Raw genomic sequence first — 16,659 nt, forward strand, 5'->3', positions numbered from 1 at the left:
CGATAGCCGAACCAGCGCTCGCTGACAACCATTCAGCGAGCAAGGTCTGCCACGAACCGCAATGGCAGCGCAGGTAAGTGACCGTCCCTTCACTCGTCCGATGCCGAGATTCGACCTCCCAGCGGTGGATGCAACTGACCGGTGCGATCCCTGTTTTTGTCATGCGACAAGCATGATGTAAGGGCCTTATGCATCTCAACCCTTACATGACGATGCGATGACACTGGCAGCAGACGATCCCAGAACTGGCCGCCACCGACCAACGCACCGAAGTCCGCACTCGATTCCAGGTGTGGGATCAGGTCAGAGGCCATCGCTGCCTGACCGACTAGTCCGCGTGATCCTCCGCTGCATCCGAAAACTGCTGCACTCCAAACAACTTGACAATGCCACGCGAACTACGTTGTACCCGCCTGCGTCTCGGATAATAGACCGGCCACTCGACCACGGGAGCGGCACCCGAAAATGGTCGAACCGGTGTGCCGGCACCTCCAGTGCGCGCAGAATGAGAGTCGGCATACACGCGAACGAACCCCGGGAGCAGTGCGATGATCCGACAACAGCTCGGCCAAGCAGTGATGGTGATCGCGCTCGCCTCCGCGGTCGTCGCGACCGCGCCCGCCCAAGCGCAGGCCCCGTCGCCAGTCACGGCACCGGGCACAGTGACCACAGCAGATCCCCTGCCACCATCCTTCTGGATCCCCGGCGCCGTCACCGGATCAAAGCTCACCTATTGGTCTACGGGACCGCTGAACCGGCCCGCGTTGAGTACGGGCGCGCTCTTCCTCCCGCCCGGCGACCCACCCGAAGGCGGCTGGCCGGTGGTCTCGTGGGCCCACGGCACCGTAGGTATTTCCGACAAGTGCGCTCCCACCGTGACCGGGACCGTCGGCAGTCCATACCTCACGAACTGGCTCTCGCAGGGCTACGCGATCGTCGCGACCGACTACGTGGGGCTCGGCACGCCGGGAATCCACCCGTATCTGGACGGACCGTCGGAGGCGCACAGCGTGATCGACATGGTGCGTGCTGCGCGTGCGGTCGAACCGTCGCTCTCGCCGCAGTGGGTGGCACTCGGACAGTCTCAGGGCGGCCAGTCCGCGATGGTCACGGCAGCGATCGCGACGCGGTACGCACCCGAACTGGACTACCGGGGCGCGGTCGCGACCGGGGCGCCGTCGAATCTGGAGAACCTCGCACCGCTCGTGGGGCCGGGCTTTCCCCGATTGCCACTGACCGGCAGCACCGTGTTCGTGTCGTACATCCTGGCGGGACTCCGGGCGGCGAGACCCGATCTCGACATCGATCGTTACCTGACACCGCGCGGCACCGATGCCCTGGCCCGAGCCGAAACCGACTGCTACGAGGAAATGGCATCGGACCTCGGCAACATCACAATCGGCGATCTGGTAAACCGGCCGCTCGACGATCCCGCGGTGCTGGCCGCTGCTCGCGGCATGCTGGAGATCCCGACAACCGGGTACGACCGGCCAGTCTTCCTCGGGCAGGGGCTGACGGACGAGATGGTGCCGGCGCCGCTGGCGTTGAAACTCGCGGCCGAACTCGCCGCCAACCGCCAGCCAGTCACATTCCGCACGTATCCGACGGGGCATATCGAGACGATGCGGGCTGCACTCCCCGAGAGCCTCTCCTTCGTCCGGAACCTGTTCGGGCCGTAGATAGGTCGATGCTCAGCTCGAGGCCAGGTTCTTCAGTGCCAGAGGCACGGGACATCGGCCCAGTTTGCCGGAAGTCAGTCCACCGAACAGATGACAGTTGCCCCCAGCCTTCGGATCGGAGGCCTTTTTGCGTTGGCGGACTACTTCGCGAATACCTATCCGATCACTACGACCCCCACGGGGTTTCAGCCGCCTCACGGAGGTGCCCAGCCGCGTTCTTCCTCGATGGAAACTGTTGTTGCACTGCATGATCAGCATCAGTGGGTAGAGTCGAACACGGCGCTCGGCTCAGATGATATCGGGATTCCATGTAACGACCGCCCAGATCACGAACACGTTGAGCGCGATGATCGTGATCGCCCACCAGGGGTAGTAGGGCAACCACAGGAAATTGACGACGATCGAGATACCGCAAATCACCAGGGCGCCGACCCTAGCCCACGTCGACCCTGTGAACAACATGACACCGACCGCCACGATGATGACACCGAGGACGAGGTGGATCCATCCCCATGCGGTCAGATTGAGCTGGTAGATGTACTCGGGGCCCGCCACGATCAAGTCGTCCTTGGCTATCGCGGAGATGCCCTGCAAGAATTCGAGCACACCGACGGTGACGAGAAGAACCGCTCCGCCTAACGTCGCGGTCTTGGCCAGAGCTTGCTTGACTAGTATTTCCTCGGACATAGCCGCCCCTTTGTGGTCTCACGTGCGAAACCGACGGGCGCCACTTCCATCTCCCCGCGCGGGATCGTGCTGTCCGGGTACCCGCTGGACCGCGCACGAACCGCTCCGCACACCGGAACAAACAGAACGCGATCCGGACGACCCGGCGACACACTAAGGCGCGACCGACGCCCTGAGAATGGCCGGCGATGATGTAGGCCGAAGTACACGAGCCACATCGCGTCGCAGTCTCCGCTCTTGACTGCGAGTGCCGACGCATCGCGTCCGCCTGCATAGATAGGTGTGACTGCGGCCGAGATGTCCGCTTCCGAACCGGAGGCGATGACACCTTCTTCGATGAGTCCGGCAGTGGGATACAGAAATCCGGATGTCGAACTCGGGTCGACGAAGCAGACCTTTTTGCCTCCCATACCAGTTATACGTGAAAGCGACCCGATAAACCCTCGGACGACTAGAACACGACACCAACCATCTTCCGCACTCGAACCGCACCACCAGCTCGTTCGCCTTCACCCGAGGCAAGAATGTGGCGTAGCTGGATCAACAATCACTGCATGAACCTCACCGACGAACTCCTGCCCGCAGACCTTGTGACCGCCAGAGCCTTGACCTGCAGGTACGGTCAGTTTCGCGCTCCGCCAACTCACGCTCGCGTAGTCCGACCAGTTACACCCTTTTCCCGGCACTCCCCCGAAATCTGTTCACCCGTCATTGATTTCGAAGAATCAATCATCTAGCTTTCAGCCGTATGGAACAAGGAATCCTTTACGTCACCTCCTGCCCGAGCTCTCCCGAGCGAGAAGCCGAGTACAACGAGTGGTACGGCCTACATCTGCGCGAGGTCTGCGCAATACCCGGATTTACAGGAGCCCGACGATTCGCTCCGGTGCAGGATGACGGCCCGTACGTTGCGGTGTACGACATTGAGGCCGAAGACATAACCGAAGCGCTGGCTGGTCTTTACGCCGCAACCGCCAAGGAGGGACAGATGCAGCTCTCGGATTCCATGCAAATGGATCCACCTCCCACGATTCGACTTCTCAGACTGTGTGGGACCCACGCGGTGAATCGCTGACTGCCTGGTGCGCGGCGGACTGCAGGGCCAAGAATGCAGTTCGCGGCTACCGGCATTCTCCGGGATCGGAATGAATGACATCGCAAGCTAAGCGTTCTGCGGAGTGTGCGGCGTCGGTCCGCGTTGCCCAGCAGAGTGATCCGACGCCATCCCATCCTCATGGACAGCAGGCGAGTGTGCGGAAGCAAGAACGGCCGAAAGAATACGACGAAGCGACCTAGTTCACCACTGCGACTAGTCCCAATTAAGAACGACGAGGCTTGAGACGCCAAGCGGCCCTGAAGAACCTGCACGCAGCTCCTCGCGAAACCCTGACTTGCCGCGTTCCCTCATACAACGTCATGATCGACAACCACACAGAATCCGTGATCGATCGAGGACTCTTCCAGGACCCTATCCTCCTCATCGATCCGGGCCGTCGTCCCCCAACACCACTGGCCGTCGAACTCAATCTTCTTCATCGACTCGGCACACCTGGATCAGAGGCCACAGGGGCTGCTCAATCCTCAACGAGGACGGTCCGCTCGGACTTCGACCGTGACATCGAGGCCACGCGGCAAGGGGCGCGGTTCAGTCCGACGTCAATACACCCTTGAGGACGCGACGTACTACGGGCTCGAACATGTCGCCCGGCTGGTCGGCGCCTGGATCCGAAATATGGAGCGCCGCCGCAAGATACGGATGATCGCCGACTGCGGCCGTCTTGTGCAAGTACATCACCTGAGAGATTCGACGCTCCTGACTTGCCGTTCCGCCACCGACCTCGGCGCGGGCGAACTGCTGGACAAGCGTGTTCAGAACGGCGATCGCCTGCAGCTTCACCGGCCCCGGCACTTCAACCACCGCCATAGCGCGCAGCGCATACTCGAGAAAGTCGATTCCGCGAGGGCCGACGCGCATCGCCTCGACCGGAATATCAAGCAGCCACGGGTATCTCACGTGGACGCTTCTCGCACGAGCCGCGAGGGCGGTGAGGTCGTCGATCGCCTCGCCGCGCAGCGCCACATCGAGGTCGATCTCGCCGGCAGCGGCATCCACCATGAGGTCGAACACTTCGTCGTGCCCCGCCACGTAACGGTACAGAGCCGACTGACTCACCCCGAGTTTCTGCGCGATCCGGCGGGTGGAGACTGCGGACAATCCCCCCTCGTTTGCAAGTTCGATCGCCGCGTCGGCGACATCGTTGCGACTATGGGCCGGCGCCGGACCGCGTTTGCCGTACGAGCGTTCCCACACTGTCGTGTGCGGTTGCTCCATTCCGGACTGTGTCACTCGACGCCACTCTCCATTCGTTGTTGTCTGTCGTGACCTATACTAAAACTGCGTTCACTGAACACAATAAAGGGAGGTTCAAAATGGCACTCGACAACGCATGGGGACCGCGGCGATGGGCACAGAACGAATCGGTACGTCTAGCGTTCGATCAATTTCGGCCGGAATTCAGCGGAGAACCGCTGCTGATCGCCACCGGGCTGGGTGTCAATCGGCACTCGGTTCCCGACGGGTTCTGTGAGCAACTGGCCGAACACGGTTTCGCTGTCGTGCGGTACGACCAGCGCGACGGCGGAGAGTCGACTCACCTGCCGCCGACGGCCGTACGAAACCCGATCGCCGCGCTGCTGGCCAAACGCGGTGAGGCATACACCGCCGAAGACATGGCGGACGATGCAATTGCGGTGATCGACGAACTCGGCTGGAGCTCGGCGCACGTGCTCGGAGTCTCGCTCGGTGGCGCCCTCGCGCAACGCGTCGCCCTTCGGCATCCCGACCGAGTGCGTTCTCTCACGTCGGTCGCGGCCGTCCCGGGCGACGTCACCGGGTTGCGCACATTCCGCTACATCCGTTTGCGTACTCTCTCGAAGTTTGCGCGCCTCAAGTTTCCTGATACCAGAGAGGGCGCAATCGAGGCCGGCCTCGCGGTCGCACGGCTGCTGGCGTCTCCGCGCCGCGAGTTCGACGAGGCCGCAATGCGCGCACGATTGGAAAGCAATCCCGACCCCGGGGTTCACGACCAGGAGGCACAGAGCCGACAGATCGGCGCCCAGTGGAGCGGACCACCGATCACCGCGATCACGCAGCCCACCCTGGTGGTGCACGGTGAGGACGATCCTCTGATCAAACCCAAAGCCGCGCATGCCATCACGGCCAGGATTCCCAGCTCACGCATGCTCATCCTCCCCGAAGTCGGGCACGACCTGCCTGAGCACTCATGGAAACCGCTCGCTGCTGCAATCCGCAAACTTGTAGGCGGCCTGACGGTGCTGGGCGCGTGATCCACCACATCGATCACGCGCCCATCAGTTTTCAATTCACCTCACACGACCCCGACGGCACCTCAGACGAGTCCGACGAGAAGCTTCAGCTTCAGGTTCACGATCGTTGCCATGTCAAGCCCGAGCCCGTCAACAAGATAGCGGTCGAATGAACCGTAAGTGCTGTCCAATTCGTCGAACGCTGCCTGCAGATAGCTGGAGTCGACGCCGAGAAGCTGACGGTAGACCTCCGCGTACTCCGGTCCTTTCGCTGCGGCGATCCGAGCTAACTTTGCCTCGATGGCTGCCGCAGAGTACTCATTCGTGAGCAGATAGTCCGCCATGATGGTCTCTCGCGGGACACCGGCGATGCTCAGCAGCAGTGCCGATCCCCATCCGGTGCGGTCTTTGCCGGCGGTGCAGTGAAATACCTGCGGACCCGGGGTGTCGGCGAGTTCGGTCAACAGCTGACCGAATCCGGCGCGCGAGACGGGATCGCTGACGGTGGACCGGTATCCCGACTGGACATACTCGAGGGCTTGCTGCTTCGTGGTGATGGAGGCGACGTCACCGCTCGGATCAGCGGCGAGGACCTGAATCTTCTCGTAGCGAACGCCGTCGGGCAGGGTGTTCGGGTTCGCGGCAATCTCGCCCTCGGTGCGCAGGTCGTATACCGCCGTCAGATGCAGCGATTCGAGGGTCGCCAGGTCTTCGGCGTTTGGGGTGATCGCGTTTGCGCGGTAGAACACGCCCTGGCGTACATGCAGGCCGCCGGTGCCGACGTAGCCGGATCCTGTGCCTGCGACATCGCGGAAATTGTCTATCGATGCAAGTCGTGGTGCCACAACGGCGGACGGTGCACTCGAGCCGAAGTCCGACGACCCGAATGACGGGAGGGTGCTCGGCTCGGCGGTAGCACCAGTGGTGCCGGCGAGCAGGAATGAACCTGCCGCAGCGAGTGCGACGCACGTCCGGGCTTGTTGACGCAAGGCGAATGGTCGGTGTGGCATCGAGTGAAGCCTTTCCAGTAGCGTAGATAGATTCCGTAGCAAGCCGTGTTTTCTAGACCTCAAGATGTTTCGTGCCCAGTGGATTGCACTCAATCGCACCAGCCTCGGCGGGTTGGATTCGTGCGCACCTAATGGCACCTCCGGTCCTACGCAATCGTGCAGGAAACTCAGTGACCGAAAAGGGCGTTGCCCATTCACCGAGACGTAGAAAGTCGAATATTCGTCGGATAGCGATCATCGATTCCGACCTCATCCCGATCTTCCACACCACCGCGCCGTCACGTGCCTGCTGAACCCAGAACAACCGTGACCCATCACTGTGACCGAGTCCAGAAGAAACAAGAAAAGTCCCCCGAGCATCGCAGAAATCGGTGAGGTCTGCCGCAGCGGCAGCAATCAAAGGCTACCTGCTACTCTGCGGAGCGCACGTCGAATTCGCTTATATACGTGCATGTTCCAGCCCAAGCTCGGCCGACACACCTGATTGCCTGACCACGCCAAGGAGATCCGATGACCGAAATTGCCGCGCTAGTCAACTCACTGCTCGAGCGAGTGCAAATACTCGAAGATGAGATTGCGATCCAGAAGCTCATCACCGCGTACGGTCCCGCCGTCGACGCCGGAGAGGCAGACAAGGTCGGCGCCATGTGGACCGAGGATGCCGTGTACGACATCGATATTCGTAACCTGAACGGCCGCGCCGAGATCATCGAGATGGTCCGCACTAAACCCCACCAGGACTACATCAACACCGGTTGCGGTCATCTCCTGGCCCCGCTCAACATCGTCGTCGACGGAGACAAGGCTACTGCGACAGGCCATTCTCAGTTGCTACGACGAAACGAAGGCGACGATTCGTTCCGCGTCTGGCGTGTCGCAGCGAACCGATTCGATCTTGTGAAGGTCCTGGGCGAGTGGAAAATCAAGCAACGCACCACCCGACTACTCGACGGAAGCTCTCCCGCTCGTGATTTGCTTGCCCGGGCCGACAACTGATCAGGATCTCTGGGCTGTAGCTACGCTCAGTCGGCAAGGATAATGATTTGTGTTGGATCGTCCGAACTTCCCGACCACGTCTCTCCCCAGTTTCACCGCGATTCACCCAACGCGGGCGATTTACACCCGCGACATTGGATCCGGTCGGACAAAGACGGCGTCACCGCGAATATTGACATCAGCACCGCCATCGAAATATCGTCCATCCGGTGACGTCCGAGTTCTCTTCACCACACGGATACCCACTATCTGAGTGCACTGCTCCCCTGCCGTTGGACTGAGAAATCCAGTTCCGAGGGGCTGTTTATAGCTCCTCTAATGAGAGCTATCGGACTCCGTATGAGGCAGGGTGGGGTCGGTGGTCGCCGATCCAAGTACCGGGCCGGGAATTCCATCCCCCGACCCAACAGCGGGAGCAGGCTATGAAACGCTTCACATCGGTCGCACACGCGCAACGTTCCCGTCCGCGTACAGCTCGATCTCACCGCATTTCCGGCCCTGCCAGCATCGACTGACCGCGCCCGAGATGGCCAACCGATTCGTGGTCTAGCAGGAAGTCACCGCGAGCGGTGTTGCCTCCTGAAACGTGTACAACCCCAACGGGATTACATCGCCGCTCACTCCAAACGACGACGCCGCCAGTTCTTTCAATCAACGTGACAGTGCCCGCAAGAGGTGCGCCGCCGCGCGTGGCGAAGTATATGAGCGTTCAAGGGTCGAGACTGCTCTGGGCGAGTGCCGCATGTGACTCGAAGGCTTCGTCGAGGATGGTGACCCAGTCGAGAGCCCCCTCGTGCGCGCACCACTCATCGTCGGCGAAGCTGACAATAGCCAACGCGATAGCGGCGGTGAGTCGGACATTGCGGTCGTCGGGGGACGCGACCTGCCGTTGAGACAGGCCTGCGGCGACCTCGTGCTGCCATCGTGCGGAGACCTCGTGATACCGACCACGCAACACCGGAGTCGCGGCCACGACACGATGCTGGCGAAGTCGGCGTTGTGGATCGTCGTGGGGATCTTCGCGCACATGGAAGGTGCGTAGCACCTGGCGGATCGCCTCGAGATCCGGCTCATCTGCCGGCCGAGCCGTGAGCGCAGCGCAAAAGTCCGGGGTCGCGCTGTCTGCGTCGATGAAGAGGATCTCGTCCTTAGACCGGAAGTATCGGAAGAAGGTCGTCACCGACACCTGGGCGTCGGCAGCGATTTCCTCGACTGTGGTTGCGTCGTAGCCGTTTTCGGCGAATCGGCGTAGCGCGGCATCGACGAGGCGATTGCGCGTTGCAAGCTTCTTACGTTCTCGTAGGCCCATAGTGGCTCCAGACTACGGCTGACCGAGGGGCACCTCGGCGTGAGCCGACGCGGAGCTGACGGCGGCGTCCTCGGCGCACCCGCCACAAAACTGGTAGTTGACTAACATATGTGAGTCAGCTTACTCTTCGGTGGCGGCCCGAAGACCCGGCACCGGAGATGACAGTGCTGGGGCCAACCCGAGGCGTGGTGCTCCATATCGGACGGCTGGGCGGCAGGGCAGGACTGGCCCGGCGCTAACCACTGATGGCGAGAAGGCGCCGAGCCTTCGTTAGGGGCGCGCTAGTAGGTGCCACTGGACGTGGATGCCGGAGCTCGCTATTGAATTGATCAATTTCCAAGAAGGAGATAGCAATGAATTCGTCTCAACTGGCCAGTGATCCGCAGGTCCTCGATCCTCATCAAGGCAGAAATCTGCGCGTGACGCCGTTGAACGCCAACATCGGGGCGATTATCGAAGGGGTGAGCCTCAGCGACCTGAGCGATGATGAGTTTGCCGATCTTCATCAGGCCTTGCTCAAACACCATGTGGTCTTTCTCCGCAATCAGCACCTCTCCGAGGATGACCACGTCGCCTTGGCGAAACGGTGGGGCACTCCCATGGCAAACCCGGTGGCGCAGCTCATGGGCGACGATACGGTGCTGCATTCTGTCGAGAACACCGCGACGAAGCGGCCAGCCGCAGATGGATTCCACACGGACCTAACCTACTGGCCGGAGCCGCCCAACCTGGCGATCCTCTGCGGTCTGGACATCCCGCCCGTCGGCGGTGACACCCTTTGGGCCAGTCTGTACGCCGTCTACGACAACCTCTCTGACGAGATGAAGCGGATCTGCCAGAGCCTGCGCGCTCTGCATAAGCCCTCCGAGCACTTCATTGAGGCGAGCGTGGAGGTGTACGGCCGGGAAGCAGAGCAGATTATCCGGGAGAAACTCAAGGGCTCCGTAATGCCGTTGGTCCGCACCCATGAGGAGACTGGGGGTCAGGCGCTGTTCCTGAGCTCTTTCATTGATCAGATCGTCGGCATGCGCAAGCCTGAGAGCGACGTGCTGCTCGGATATCTGAGCAATCTCGTGGAAAACCCCAACTACCAAGTCCGCTGGCGTTGGCAAGCCGGTGACGTCGCGATTTGGGATGAGCGCTGCACAAATCATCGTGCACTGTCGGATCACTACCCGCAGTATCGGCTGATGCGCCGTTGCACAGTCGAGGGCGGGCGTCCCTTCTACCGTCCGGACGGAGCGTCGGAGCCCTTGTTTGAAGGAACCTTCGCCTGACAACGGTTCACTCTTTAGGCGAACTGCGCACAATTTCTCAATTGCTGGTGCGAGGTCGGGTCGTGCCGATACGCACGGCCCTACCCCGCGTCAAAGAAATCGTCCGAACTGGTAAACCACAGATCATAGACAGGCCCCGAAAGGTCGACGTAGCACTGCGACCCGCGGACATGATTGAAGGTTGTGAAGCAACCCGACCGATGCCCCAGGCCACCTGCGCCTACGTGTCGGCCCCGCTCGGAAAACCCTCATCCTAGCTAGCTGTCGGGACACCGGCACATGAATCGGCACCCGACAGCAACTGAGCTGCAACAGATTAAAGCCAGGATGACATCAGCGACTAAGACTTTGTCGTCTGTGCTGCCAGATACCCAGCAGGAAAGAGTTGAATTCCAGATGGAACGAACGGAAACATCGAATTACATCGATTATGTGAGCGCCCTCGCTACCCCAGTTCAACGCGAAGGTGAAGAACTGACCCGAAGGATTCTGGAGACAGACGCCTACCGCAACGCAATTCGACATGTCGAGATGCTCTACGCGGCGGACCCGCAGGGCTCGACACCGGCCGGAAAAGCGACGATCAGCAGGGCTGCCCATTCCCTCGCTACCGCAGTGACCCAATATGCAATTTGCGCAGACCCCGGTGATCCGAGGCTCATGTGGGGCGTAACCGCTCCACACGAGTTTCAAGGACTGAGTTCCCCGAGGTCCGGTTTCGGAATCGAGAACCCGGACAATGTTTACCGGCACGCAGCCGTATCGGGCGCCTCGACCTACGAGATTCGCGGGAAGGTCAACTATCCGGGACCGACAGAGCAGCATTTCGAGATGCGCGACGCTGTCCCCGGGACCACCGCCCTCACCGCCGAAGGCGGCGTACAACTCGCAGGCCTGCACAGCGATGACATCGTGGCCACGGCAGACGGCTCCTTTGTCATCACACTGGACGCCCAGCCTGCCAACGGGCGGAGTAACCACATCCAGATCCCCGCAGAGCAGGATTCGTTCTTGATCATCCGGGATCTCTTCAACGACTGGTCAACCGAGAATGTTGTCCGACTCGATCTGGTCAGGACTGCAGGTCCTGCGGCTCGCGAGCAGCAAAGCTTGGAACAGCTCACTACACGTTCGGTGGAGTTGCTGACGCAATTGGCGCCGTTCTGGCTCGACTACTTCAACCAGTACTTCTATACCGAGGCAGCGAACCATGTTCGGTCAGCCCGCCGCCGTCCCGCAGGTCGCGGACTGTCAACGGGGGGATGGTTTGACGTGAACGACGGAGAAGCGTTGGTTGTCACCGTCGATCCTCTGGGTGCTAAGTCCCTCGGTATTCAAATCTCTGACCCGTGGGGAGTAGCGTACGAGTACATCTGCCGAACGAGTAGCCTGAATACTGCTCAAGCAGAGGCCAATTCGGATGGAACGTACTCGTTCGTCATCTGCCGTGAGGATCCGGGCGCCTACAATTGGCTCGACCCCGACGGTCATAATTCGGGGATGGTTGCCGTCCGTTGGCAGTCCCTGCCAGCGGAGGCTGCCATCAACTTGGCCGTCCGCAGCGTCGAGATTGTAAAACTTGAACAGCTTGTCAAGCGAATGCCTGCAGGTACTTCCTTCCTCACAATGCAGCAACGTGAACAACAGCAGTCTTCGAGAGCCAACGACTACGTACGTCGGTACACCGGATAGCGCAACTATCGGCTCCGGATCGAGCCGATTGGGTCGCACGTTGTGATCGACTTGTCGGATCGACCTTGCGGGCAAGATCCACCGCGGGACTCGATTCGTCTCTTCATAATCGAGCGCTGCCAATCTCGAAAGTAGTTCATACCAAAAGCACTTCGATTCAGATGACTACAGCAGGAACTTGGAACAGTCCCACGGACGATTGTGAGTTCTAACGCGGAAGCTGTCCTCAATCGGGTCCGATGTCCGCCACATTCCGATGAGCGAGACAACACGACATTCATCATGATCCACATCACACAAAGGGGAATCTTCGCGGAAGATTCACCGATTAACCTATCTGGAGGCGTCACATGAGTCGTAGATCCCCTCGCCGCCGATTGACCGCGGTCACCCTGGCGATCACCGCAAGCATGTTCCTGGCGTCGTGCGCCGACAACGGTTCCAGCGGCGGCGGCGGTGAGACCGTCGAGTCGGGTTCCGCGCTCAAGATCGGTTTGGTCAACGAGCAGGCTGATCTTGGCACCCCCACCAAGGGTGGCACGTTGACGTTCAGTGGCTTCTCTTCGGTGACGACGCTCGACCCCGCCAAGAGCCAGGTCGCTGGAGCTGCCGGCGGCAGTGAACTCGGCGCGATCTACGACGTCGTGATGCGCTACGACCCCATCAAGCAGGAGTTCGTCCCGCAGTTGGCGGAGTCGCTCGAGCCGAGCTCGGACAGCAAGACTTGGACATTGAAGCTTCGTGACGGCGTGACATTCAGCGACGGAACACCTTTGGACTCGAAAGCCGTCGCCGACAGCATCACTCGTTACGTCACCAACAAGGGACCGCAGTCCAGCCTCTGGGCCGCCAAGGTCACCTCGATGGATACTCCGGACGCGACGACGGTTGTCTTCAACCTCGTTGATCCGTGGACCGGCATTCGGTCGATGCTCGCTACAGGTCCGGGCATGATCGTCGCCCCCACCGCCCAGAAGGGCGAGATGTTCACCCCCATCGGCGCCGGTGCCTTCACGCTTGAGAAGTTCGCTCCCAACGAGGAACTGGTTCTGGCTGCCCGTCCCGATTACTACGGCGGCGCTCCGAATGTCGACAAGCTCAAGCTGATCAGCATCGTCGGCGCTCAACCCACCGCCGAAGCCCTCAAGACCGGCGGCATCGATGCTGCCTATATGCGTACGCTCACCCCGATCCTCGATCTGATCGAGAGCGGTAACCCGGGCTTCATCGACATCCCGTCGCTCGGTTACATCGCGAACGTGAACATGGCTGAGGGTCGCCCCGGCGCGGATCTGCGCGTTCGTCAGGCAATGGCACTGGCCATCGACCCGGACACGCTGAACACCCGCGTCAACAACGGCAAGGGCCTGCCCGGCCAGGTCATCTTCCAGGACACCTCGCGTTGGCACAACGATGTTGCGCCGATCGGTGTCGACCCGGCCAAGGCGAAGGAACTGCTCGATCAGGCCAAGGCAGACGGCTTCGACGGCAAGATCACCTTCCTCTCCATCCAGGAACCGTCCTCACAGGCAACAGCTCTCGCTGTACAAGCCATGCTCAACGCAATCGGGTTCGACGTACAGATCGAATACGTCACCGGCGCAAGCGACGTCACCAAACGCGTGTTGGTCGATCATGACTACGACATGGCTACCGGCGCGCTCAGCCTCTCCGAGGCCGACCCGTTCGAACGGCTGTACGCGAGCCTCAAGACTGGTGGCCGCAACAACTCCACCGGCTACTCGGATGCTCAGATGGACGTTCTCCTCGATCAGCTCGGTGTCGCCACCACAGACGAGGACAAAACGGCCGTCCTCGCCAAGATCCAGCAACGTGCCACCGAGACCGTGCCGTGGCAGATTTGGGGCAACGTCCCGACCTTCGACGTGTGGAACAAGAACGTTCACGGCCTCATGCAGAGCATCGACGGCATCATGCTCTTCGACGAAGCATGGAAGAGCTGAACCTCCTGTCTCACGGACTCCGCGAAGCCAACGGGCATTCCGATGTCGTGGCTGTGAATCGATGCCCGGAAAGTAGGGACACTCCCACCAGTTCAGAATATTCACCTGGCCCGTTGCACCCATTTCGACAGTATTGAGATTTCGACGAAGACGAACACAGAAGAGGGACACACGACCTTGAGACGACTACACGCAAGCACAACCCGGCCTGTCGCCGTCCTTGCCGTTCGAGTGCTCGGCAGTTGCGCCTCGCCGGAGATTCCCTCATGATTTCGCCGGAGCGCGTTCACCTGCCGGTCGAGGCATTCACCTTTCTTGCCGACACGATCCGGGATTTCCCCGAGAAATTCGCGCAACTGCCGATGCCGGCGCATGCCATCGATACCGCCGAAGGAAGTCGACTGTTCCTACGATACCTATCGATCGGGATCGATCAATTTATCGAGTATGCCGACCCCGCCTACCCCGACTTCTATCAGAAGACGCGTGCAGGTGTGCGAAAGTTTGCGGGCGACAGCCCTGCACAGTTATACGACGCGTGCCCCGTGTCGTCGGAGTACCAGTACATCGTCACCGGAAACATGCTTGAGACGAAGCTCATCGAGTTCACCGTCTACTCCGGCGATTTGAGCGGCGCGAACAAAACACCCCGCCGTCTCATCGATGCGATCACAGAAGAAGACATCGATACCGGACCGGACGGCAACTTCACCCTCACCATTGCCGCCGGACATGTCGGAGGCAACGGGCTGAGGCTCGACGACGATGCCAGCTCCCTTTCCGTTAGGCGCTATCTCCGTGATCCACGCCTCGACAAGCCGCGACCGTTGTCGATTCGCAGAGTCGGTGGTCCGGTGAACCCGCCGCCTGTCACCGCCGATACCCTGGCAGTAGGTCTCGAGCGCGCCGCACAGTTCGCCTGGTTCAACACTCGGATCTGGGCGGAGTGGGTTAGCAAAGACAAAGCAGAGAAGCTGAATCAGCTCACTCCCATGCACGACTCGGGCGACATCTTCACCCCAGCCGGTCACAAGTACCTGAACGGCTATTGGTCGATTCCGGAGGGACACGCGCTACGCATCTCGTTCGCGCCACCAGGTGGCGCGTACTGGAGCTTCGTCCCGATGAACTACTGGATGGAGTCCCTCGAGTGGCGCTTCGGAAACCGCGTATACGCGACCAGCTTCGACACCACAGCGGACAAAACCGGACGCATCGAATTGGTTCTGGCGCACAAGGACCCGAAGATTCCGGGCGCAACCTGGTTGGAGACGTTGGGACACAGCGAGGGAGCAATGGCGTTCCGATTCGCACGCTGCGACAACGAGTTACCGGACACGACGGTGGAACTCTTTCGCCTCGAAACAGATTCAGGAAAGGGGCGTAATTGCTGAAGTTGGAGCGATACTGACGAACGGGCTTTCCGAAGTGATGGGACCAGGCGTCGCCCAGGAATGCGTGGAAACCAAAGACGGACTGCACATCTGGGAGGATCACTTCTACCCCGAGGTGATCGACCCACTCACCGGCGAGGTACTGCCTGACGGCAAAGTGGGAGAACTCGTGTTCACCTCACTCTGCAAAGAAGCTCTGCCGATAATCCGTTATCGTACAAGAGATTTGACGAGACTTCTACCCGGCACTGCGCGTTCGATGCGACGGATGGAAAAGATTACCGGACGCACCGACGACATGATTATTTTGCGGGGAGTCAACCTGTTCCCGACTCAAATAGAGGAACTCATCCTCGGGGTACCGACACTGTCCCCCCAGTTTCAATGCGTACTCGATCGCCCGCAGAGACTCGACCGACTGACTGTGCGTGTTGAGATGCGTCCTGAAACGACGACCACAGCCCGAACCGCAGCGTCGGACTCGCTGCGAACGTTGATCAAGAACCGGATCGGAGTATCGGTCGAAGTCGACGTACTCGACCCGGAAGCGATTGAACGCTCAGTCGGCAAGGCTCGTAGGCTGATCGACAACCGGCCGAAGTAGCCGAATCCACCACAGACGCAAGTGACAACATGCCATCACCGGCGACATTTTCGGAGCATCTGACCACACCCCCGCAAGGGTTGGCGGTTCACGACAAGAGCATTGCACCCTACGAGGGAAATGCTTAACTCAGTGCAGCATTCCTGCACGACTTGGCACATCTGGAAGTAGGCCCAGGTAATGCCTACGACCGTGAACTGATCGATGCTCGCGTTGGCGCAGACGCCCACTGAACGGAGTCGCCCACCGCCAGGCACCTGTTTCCGAAGCTCCTACGACATGATTATGTCGGACAACGCGAAGTCGACGCGACAGCACACCGCGGGGCCCGTGGGCGTCGTCGGCGCAGCACGCTGGCAGGGGCTGCCCGAACTTGGCGCACCAACGGCGGATTGTCTCGTAGCTGACCGCAATACCGTGTTCGAGTATCAACCCCTCGACTTCACGGAAGCTGAGCGCAAACCGATAGGTTCGAGTGCCGAGATTGTGGGTGGACCGCACATGCGGATCACAATGCTGCCCGCAATATTGCCGCGCTCGGGCATGAAAAGTATTGGGCCGCTCAACCAACCGTGACAATAGCAGCCACTGCCCTAGTAGTACTTTGTTAGGTCGGGAAGGTGTGATGACACAGCGGGCAGGTACCGATCCAATGAGCAAGTGCGCGTTGAAGTTCGCGCACGACACCGTAGAGGGTCAGTCCCGCCCACCCACTTTTGG

12 protein-coding genes and 4 pseudogenes are annotated in these 16,659 nt (G+C 60.5%); 10 read left to right on the top strand and 6 right to left on the bottom strand.

Annotated features, from left to right (window positions below):
- Positions 1–548 precede the first annotated feature (548 nt).
- The gene (locus MTX36_RS23235; RefSeq protein ID WP_243622006.1) at positions 549–1,679 is read left to right on the top strand and encodes a lipase family protein; all 1,131 of its coding nucleotides are present in this window, start codon (positions 549–551) and stop codon (positions 1,677–1,679) included.
- A gap of 288 nt (positions 1,680–1,967) precedes the next feature.
- Here the strand turns inward: MTX36_RS23235 and MTX36_RS23240 are convergent, their stop codons facing one another.
- Both MTX36_RS23240 and MTX36_RS30620 read right to left on the bottom strand, forming a co-directional pair.
- The gene (locus MTX36_RS23240; RefSeq protein WP_243622007.1) at positions 1,968–2,366 is read right to left on the bottom strand and encodes a hypothetical protein; all 399 of its coding nucleotides are present in this window, start codon (positions 2,364–2,366) and stop codon (positions 1,968–1,970) included.
- Positions 2,348–2,788, bottom strand: a pseudogene (locus tag MTX36_RS30620) (PhnD/SsuA/transferrin family substrate-binding protein); the annotation flags it as partial. The pseudogene MTX36_RS30620 and the gene MTX36_RS23240, both read right to left, overlap by 19 nt.
- Positions 2,789–3,114: 326 nt before the next feature.
- Between MTX36_RS30620 and MTX36_RS23250 the strand changes: the two are divergent.
- Entirely contained in the window at positions 3,115–3,441 is a 327-nt protein-coding gene (locus MTX36_RS23250) for a hypothetical protein (protein ID WP_243622008.1), read from the top strand.
- A 570-nt stretch (positions 3,442–4,011) separates the two neighbouring features.
- Here the strand turns inward: MTX36_RS23250 and MTX36_RS23255 are convergent.
- On the bottom strand, positions 4,012–4,713 hold the full coding sequence (locus MTX36_RS23255; protein WP_243622009.1) for a TetR/AcrR family transcriptional regulator: 702 nt from the start codon (positions 4,711–4,713) through the stop codon (positions 4,012–4,014).
- A gap of 83 nt (positions 4,714–4,796) precedes the next feature.
- On the opposite strand from MTX36_RS23255, the gene MTX36_RS23260 reads away from it, so the two are divergent.
- Positions 4,797–5,714 carry an alpha/beta fold hydrolase gene (locus MTX36_RS23260; RefSeq protein WP_243622010.1) on the top strand — a complete coding sequence of 306 codons (918 nt, stop codon included), beginning with the start codon at positions 4,797–4,799 and terminating at the stop codon, positions 5,712–5,714.
- 62 nt (positions 5,715–5,776) lie between these two features.
- Here the strand turns inward: MTX36_RS23260 and MTX36_RS23265 are convergent, their stop codons facing one another.
- The gene (locus tag MTX36_RS23265) at positions 5,777–6,703 is read right to left on the bottom strand and encodes a tyrosine-protein phosphatase (protein ID WP_243622011.1); all 927 of its coding nucleotides are present in this window, start codon (positions 6,701–6,703) and stop codon (positions 5,777–5,779) included.
- Positions 6,704–7,213: 510 nt separating this feature from the next.
- On the opposite strand from MTX36_RS23265, the gene MTX36_RS23270 reads away from it, so the two are divergent.
- Positions 7,214–7,699, top strand: coding sequence for a nuclear transport factor 2 family protein (locus MTX36_RS23270; RefSeq protein WP_094273258.1), 486 nt, complete (start codon positions 7,214–7,216; stop codon positions 7,697–7,699).
- Positions 7,700–8,408: 709 nt separating this feature from the next.
- Here the strand turns inward: MTX36_RS23270 and MTX36_RS23280 are convergent.
- Complete coding sequence (locus MTX36_RS23280; RefSeq protein WP_243622012.1) at positions 8,409–9,008, bottom strand: TetR family transcriptional regulator; 600 nt, start codon at positions 9,006–9,008, stop codon at positions 8,409–8,411.
- Positions 9,009–9,361: 353 nt separating this feature from the next.
- Between MTX36_RS23280 and MTX36_RS23285 the strand changes: the two genes are divergently transcribed.
- The 5 genes and pseudogenes from MTX36_RS23285 to MTX36_RS23305 form a co-directional block, all read left to right on the top strand.
- Positions 9,362–10,285 (top strand): TauD/TfdA family dioxygenase, encoded by a 924-nt coding sequence (locus MTX36_RS23285; protein ID WP_243622013.1) that lies wholly within the window; start codon positions 9,362–9,364, stop codon positions 10,283–10,285.
- Between the two features lie 396 nt (positions 10,286–10,681).
- Positions 10,682–11,977 (top strand): DUF1214 domain-containing protein, encoded by a 1,296-nt coding sequence (locus MTX36_RS23290; RefSeq protein ID WP_243622014.1) that lies wholly within the window; start codon positions 10,682–10,684, stop codon positions 11,975–11,977.
- 350 nt (positions 11,978–12,327) lie between these two features.
- Positions 12,328–13,941 (top strand): ABC transporter substrate-binding protein, encoded by a 1,614-nt coding sequence (locus MTX36_RS23295; RefSeq protein WP_243622015.1) that lies wholly within the window; start codon positions 12,328–12,330, stop codon positions 13,939–13,941.
- A gap of 266 nt (positions 13,942–14,207) precedes the next feature.
- Positions 14,208–15,335, top strand: coding sequence for a hypothetical protein (locus MTX36_RS23300; RefSeq protein ID WP_243622016.1), 1,128 nt, complete (start codon positions 14,208–14,210; stop codon positions 15,333–15,335).
- Between the two features lie 16 nt (positions 15,336–15,351).
- Positions 15,352–15,939 (top strand): annotated as a pseudogene (locus MTX36_RS23305) (phenylacetate--CoA ligase); the annotation flags it as partial.
- A 328-nt stretch (positions 15,940–16,267) separates the two neighbouring features.
- Here MTX36_RS23305 and MTX36_RS23310 read toward each other — a convergent pair.
- Positions 16,268–16,407 (bottom strand): annotated as a pseudogene (locus MTX36_RS23310) (IS6 family transposase); the annotation flags it as partial.
- 26 nt (positions 16,408–16,433) lie between these two features.
- On the opposite strand from MTX36_RS23310, the pseudogene MTX36_RS23315 reads away from it, so the two are divergent.
- Positions 16,434–16,550, top strand: a pseudogene (locus MTX36_RS23315) (hypothetical protein); the annotation flags it as partial.
- Between the last annotated feature and the right edge of the window lie 109 nt (positions 16,551–16,659).

Origin of the sequence: Rhodococcus sp. ARC_M6, from assembly GCF_022810305.1 — a bacterium.
Taxonomy (GTDB): domain Bacteria; phylum Actinomycetota; class Actinomycetes; order Mycobacteriales; family Mycobacteriaceae; genus Rhodococcus_F.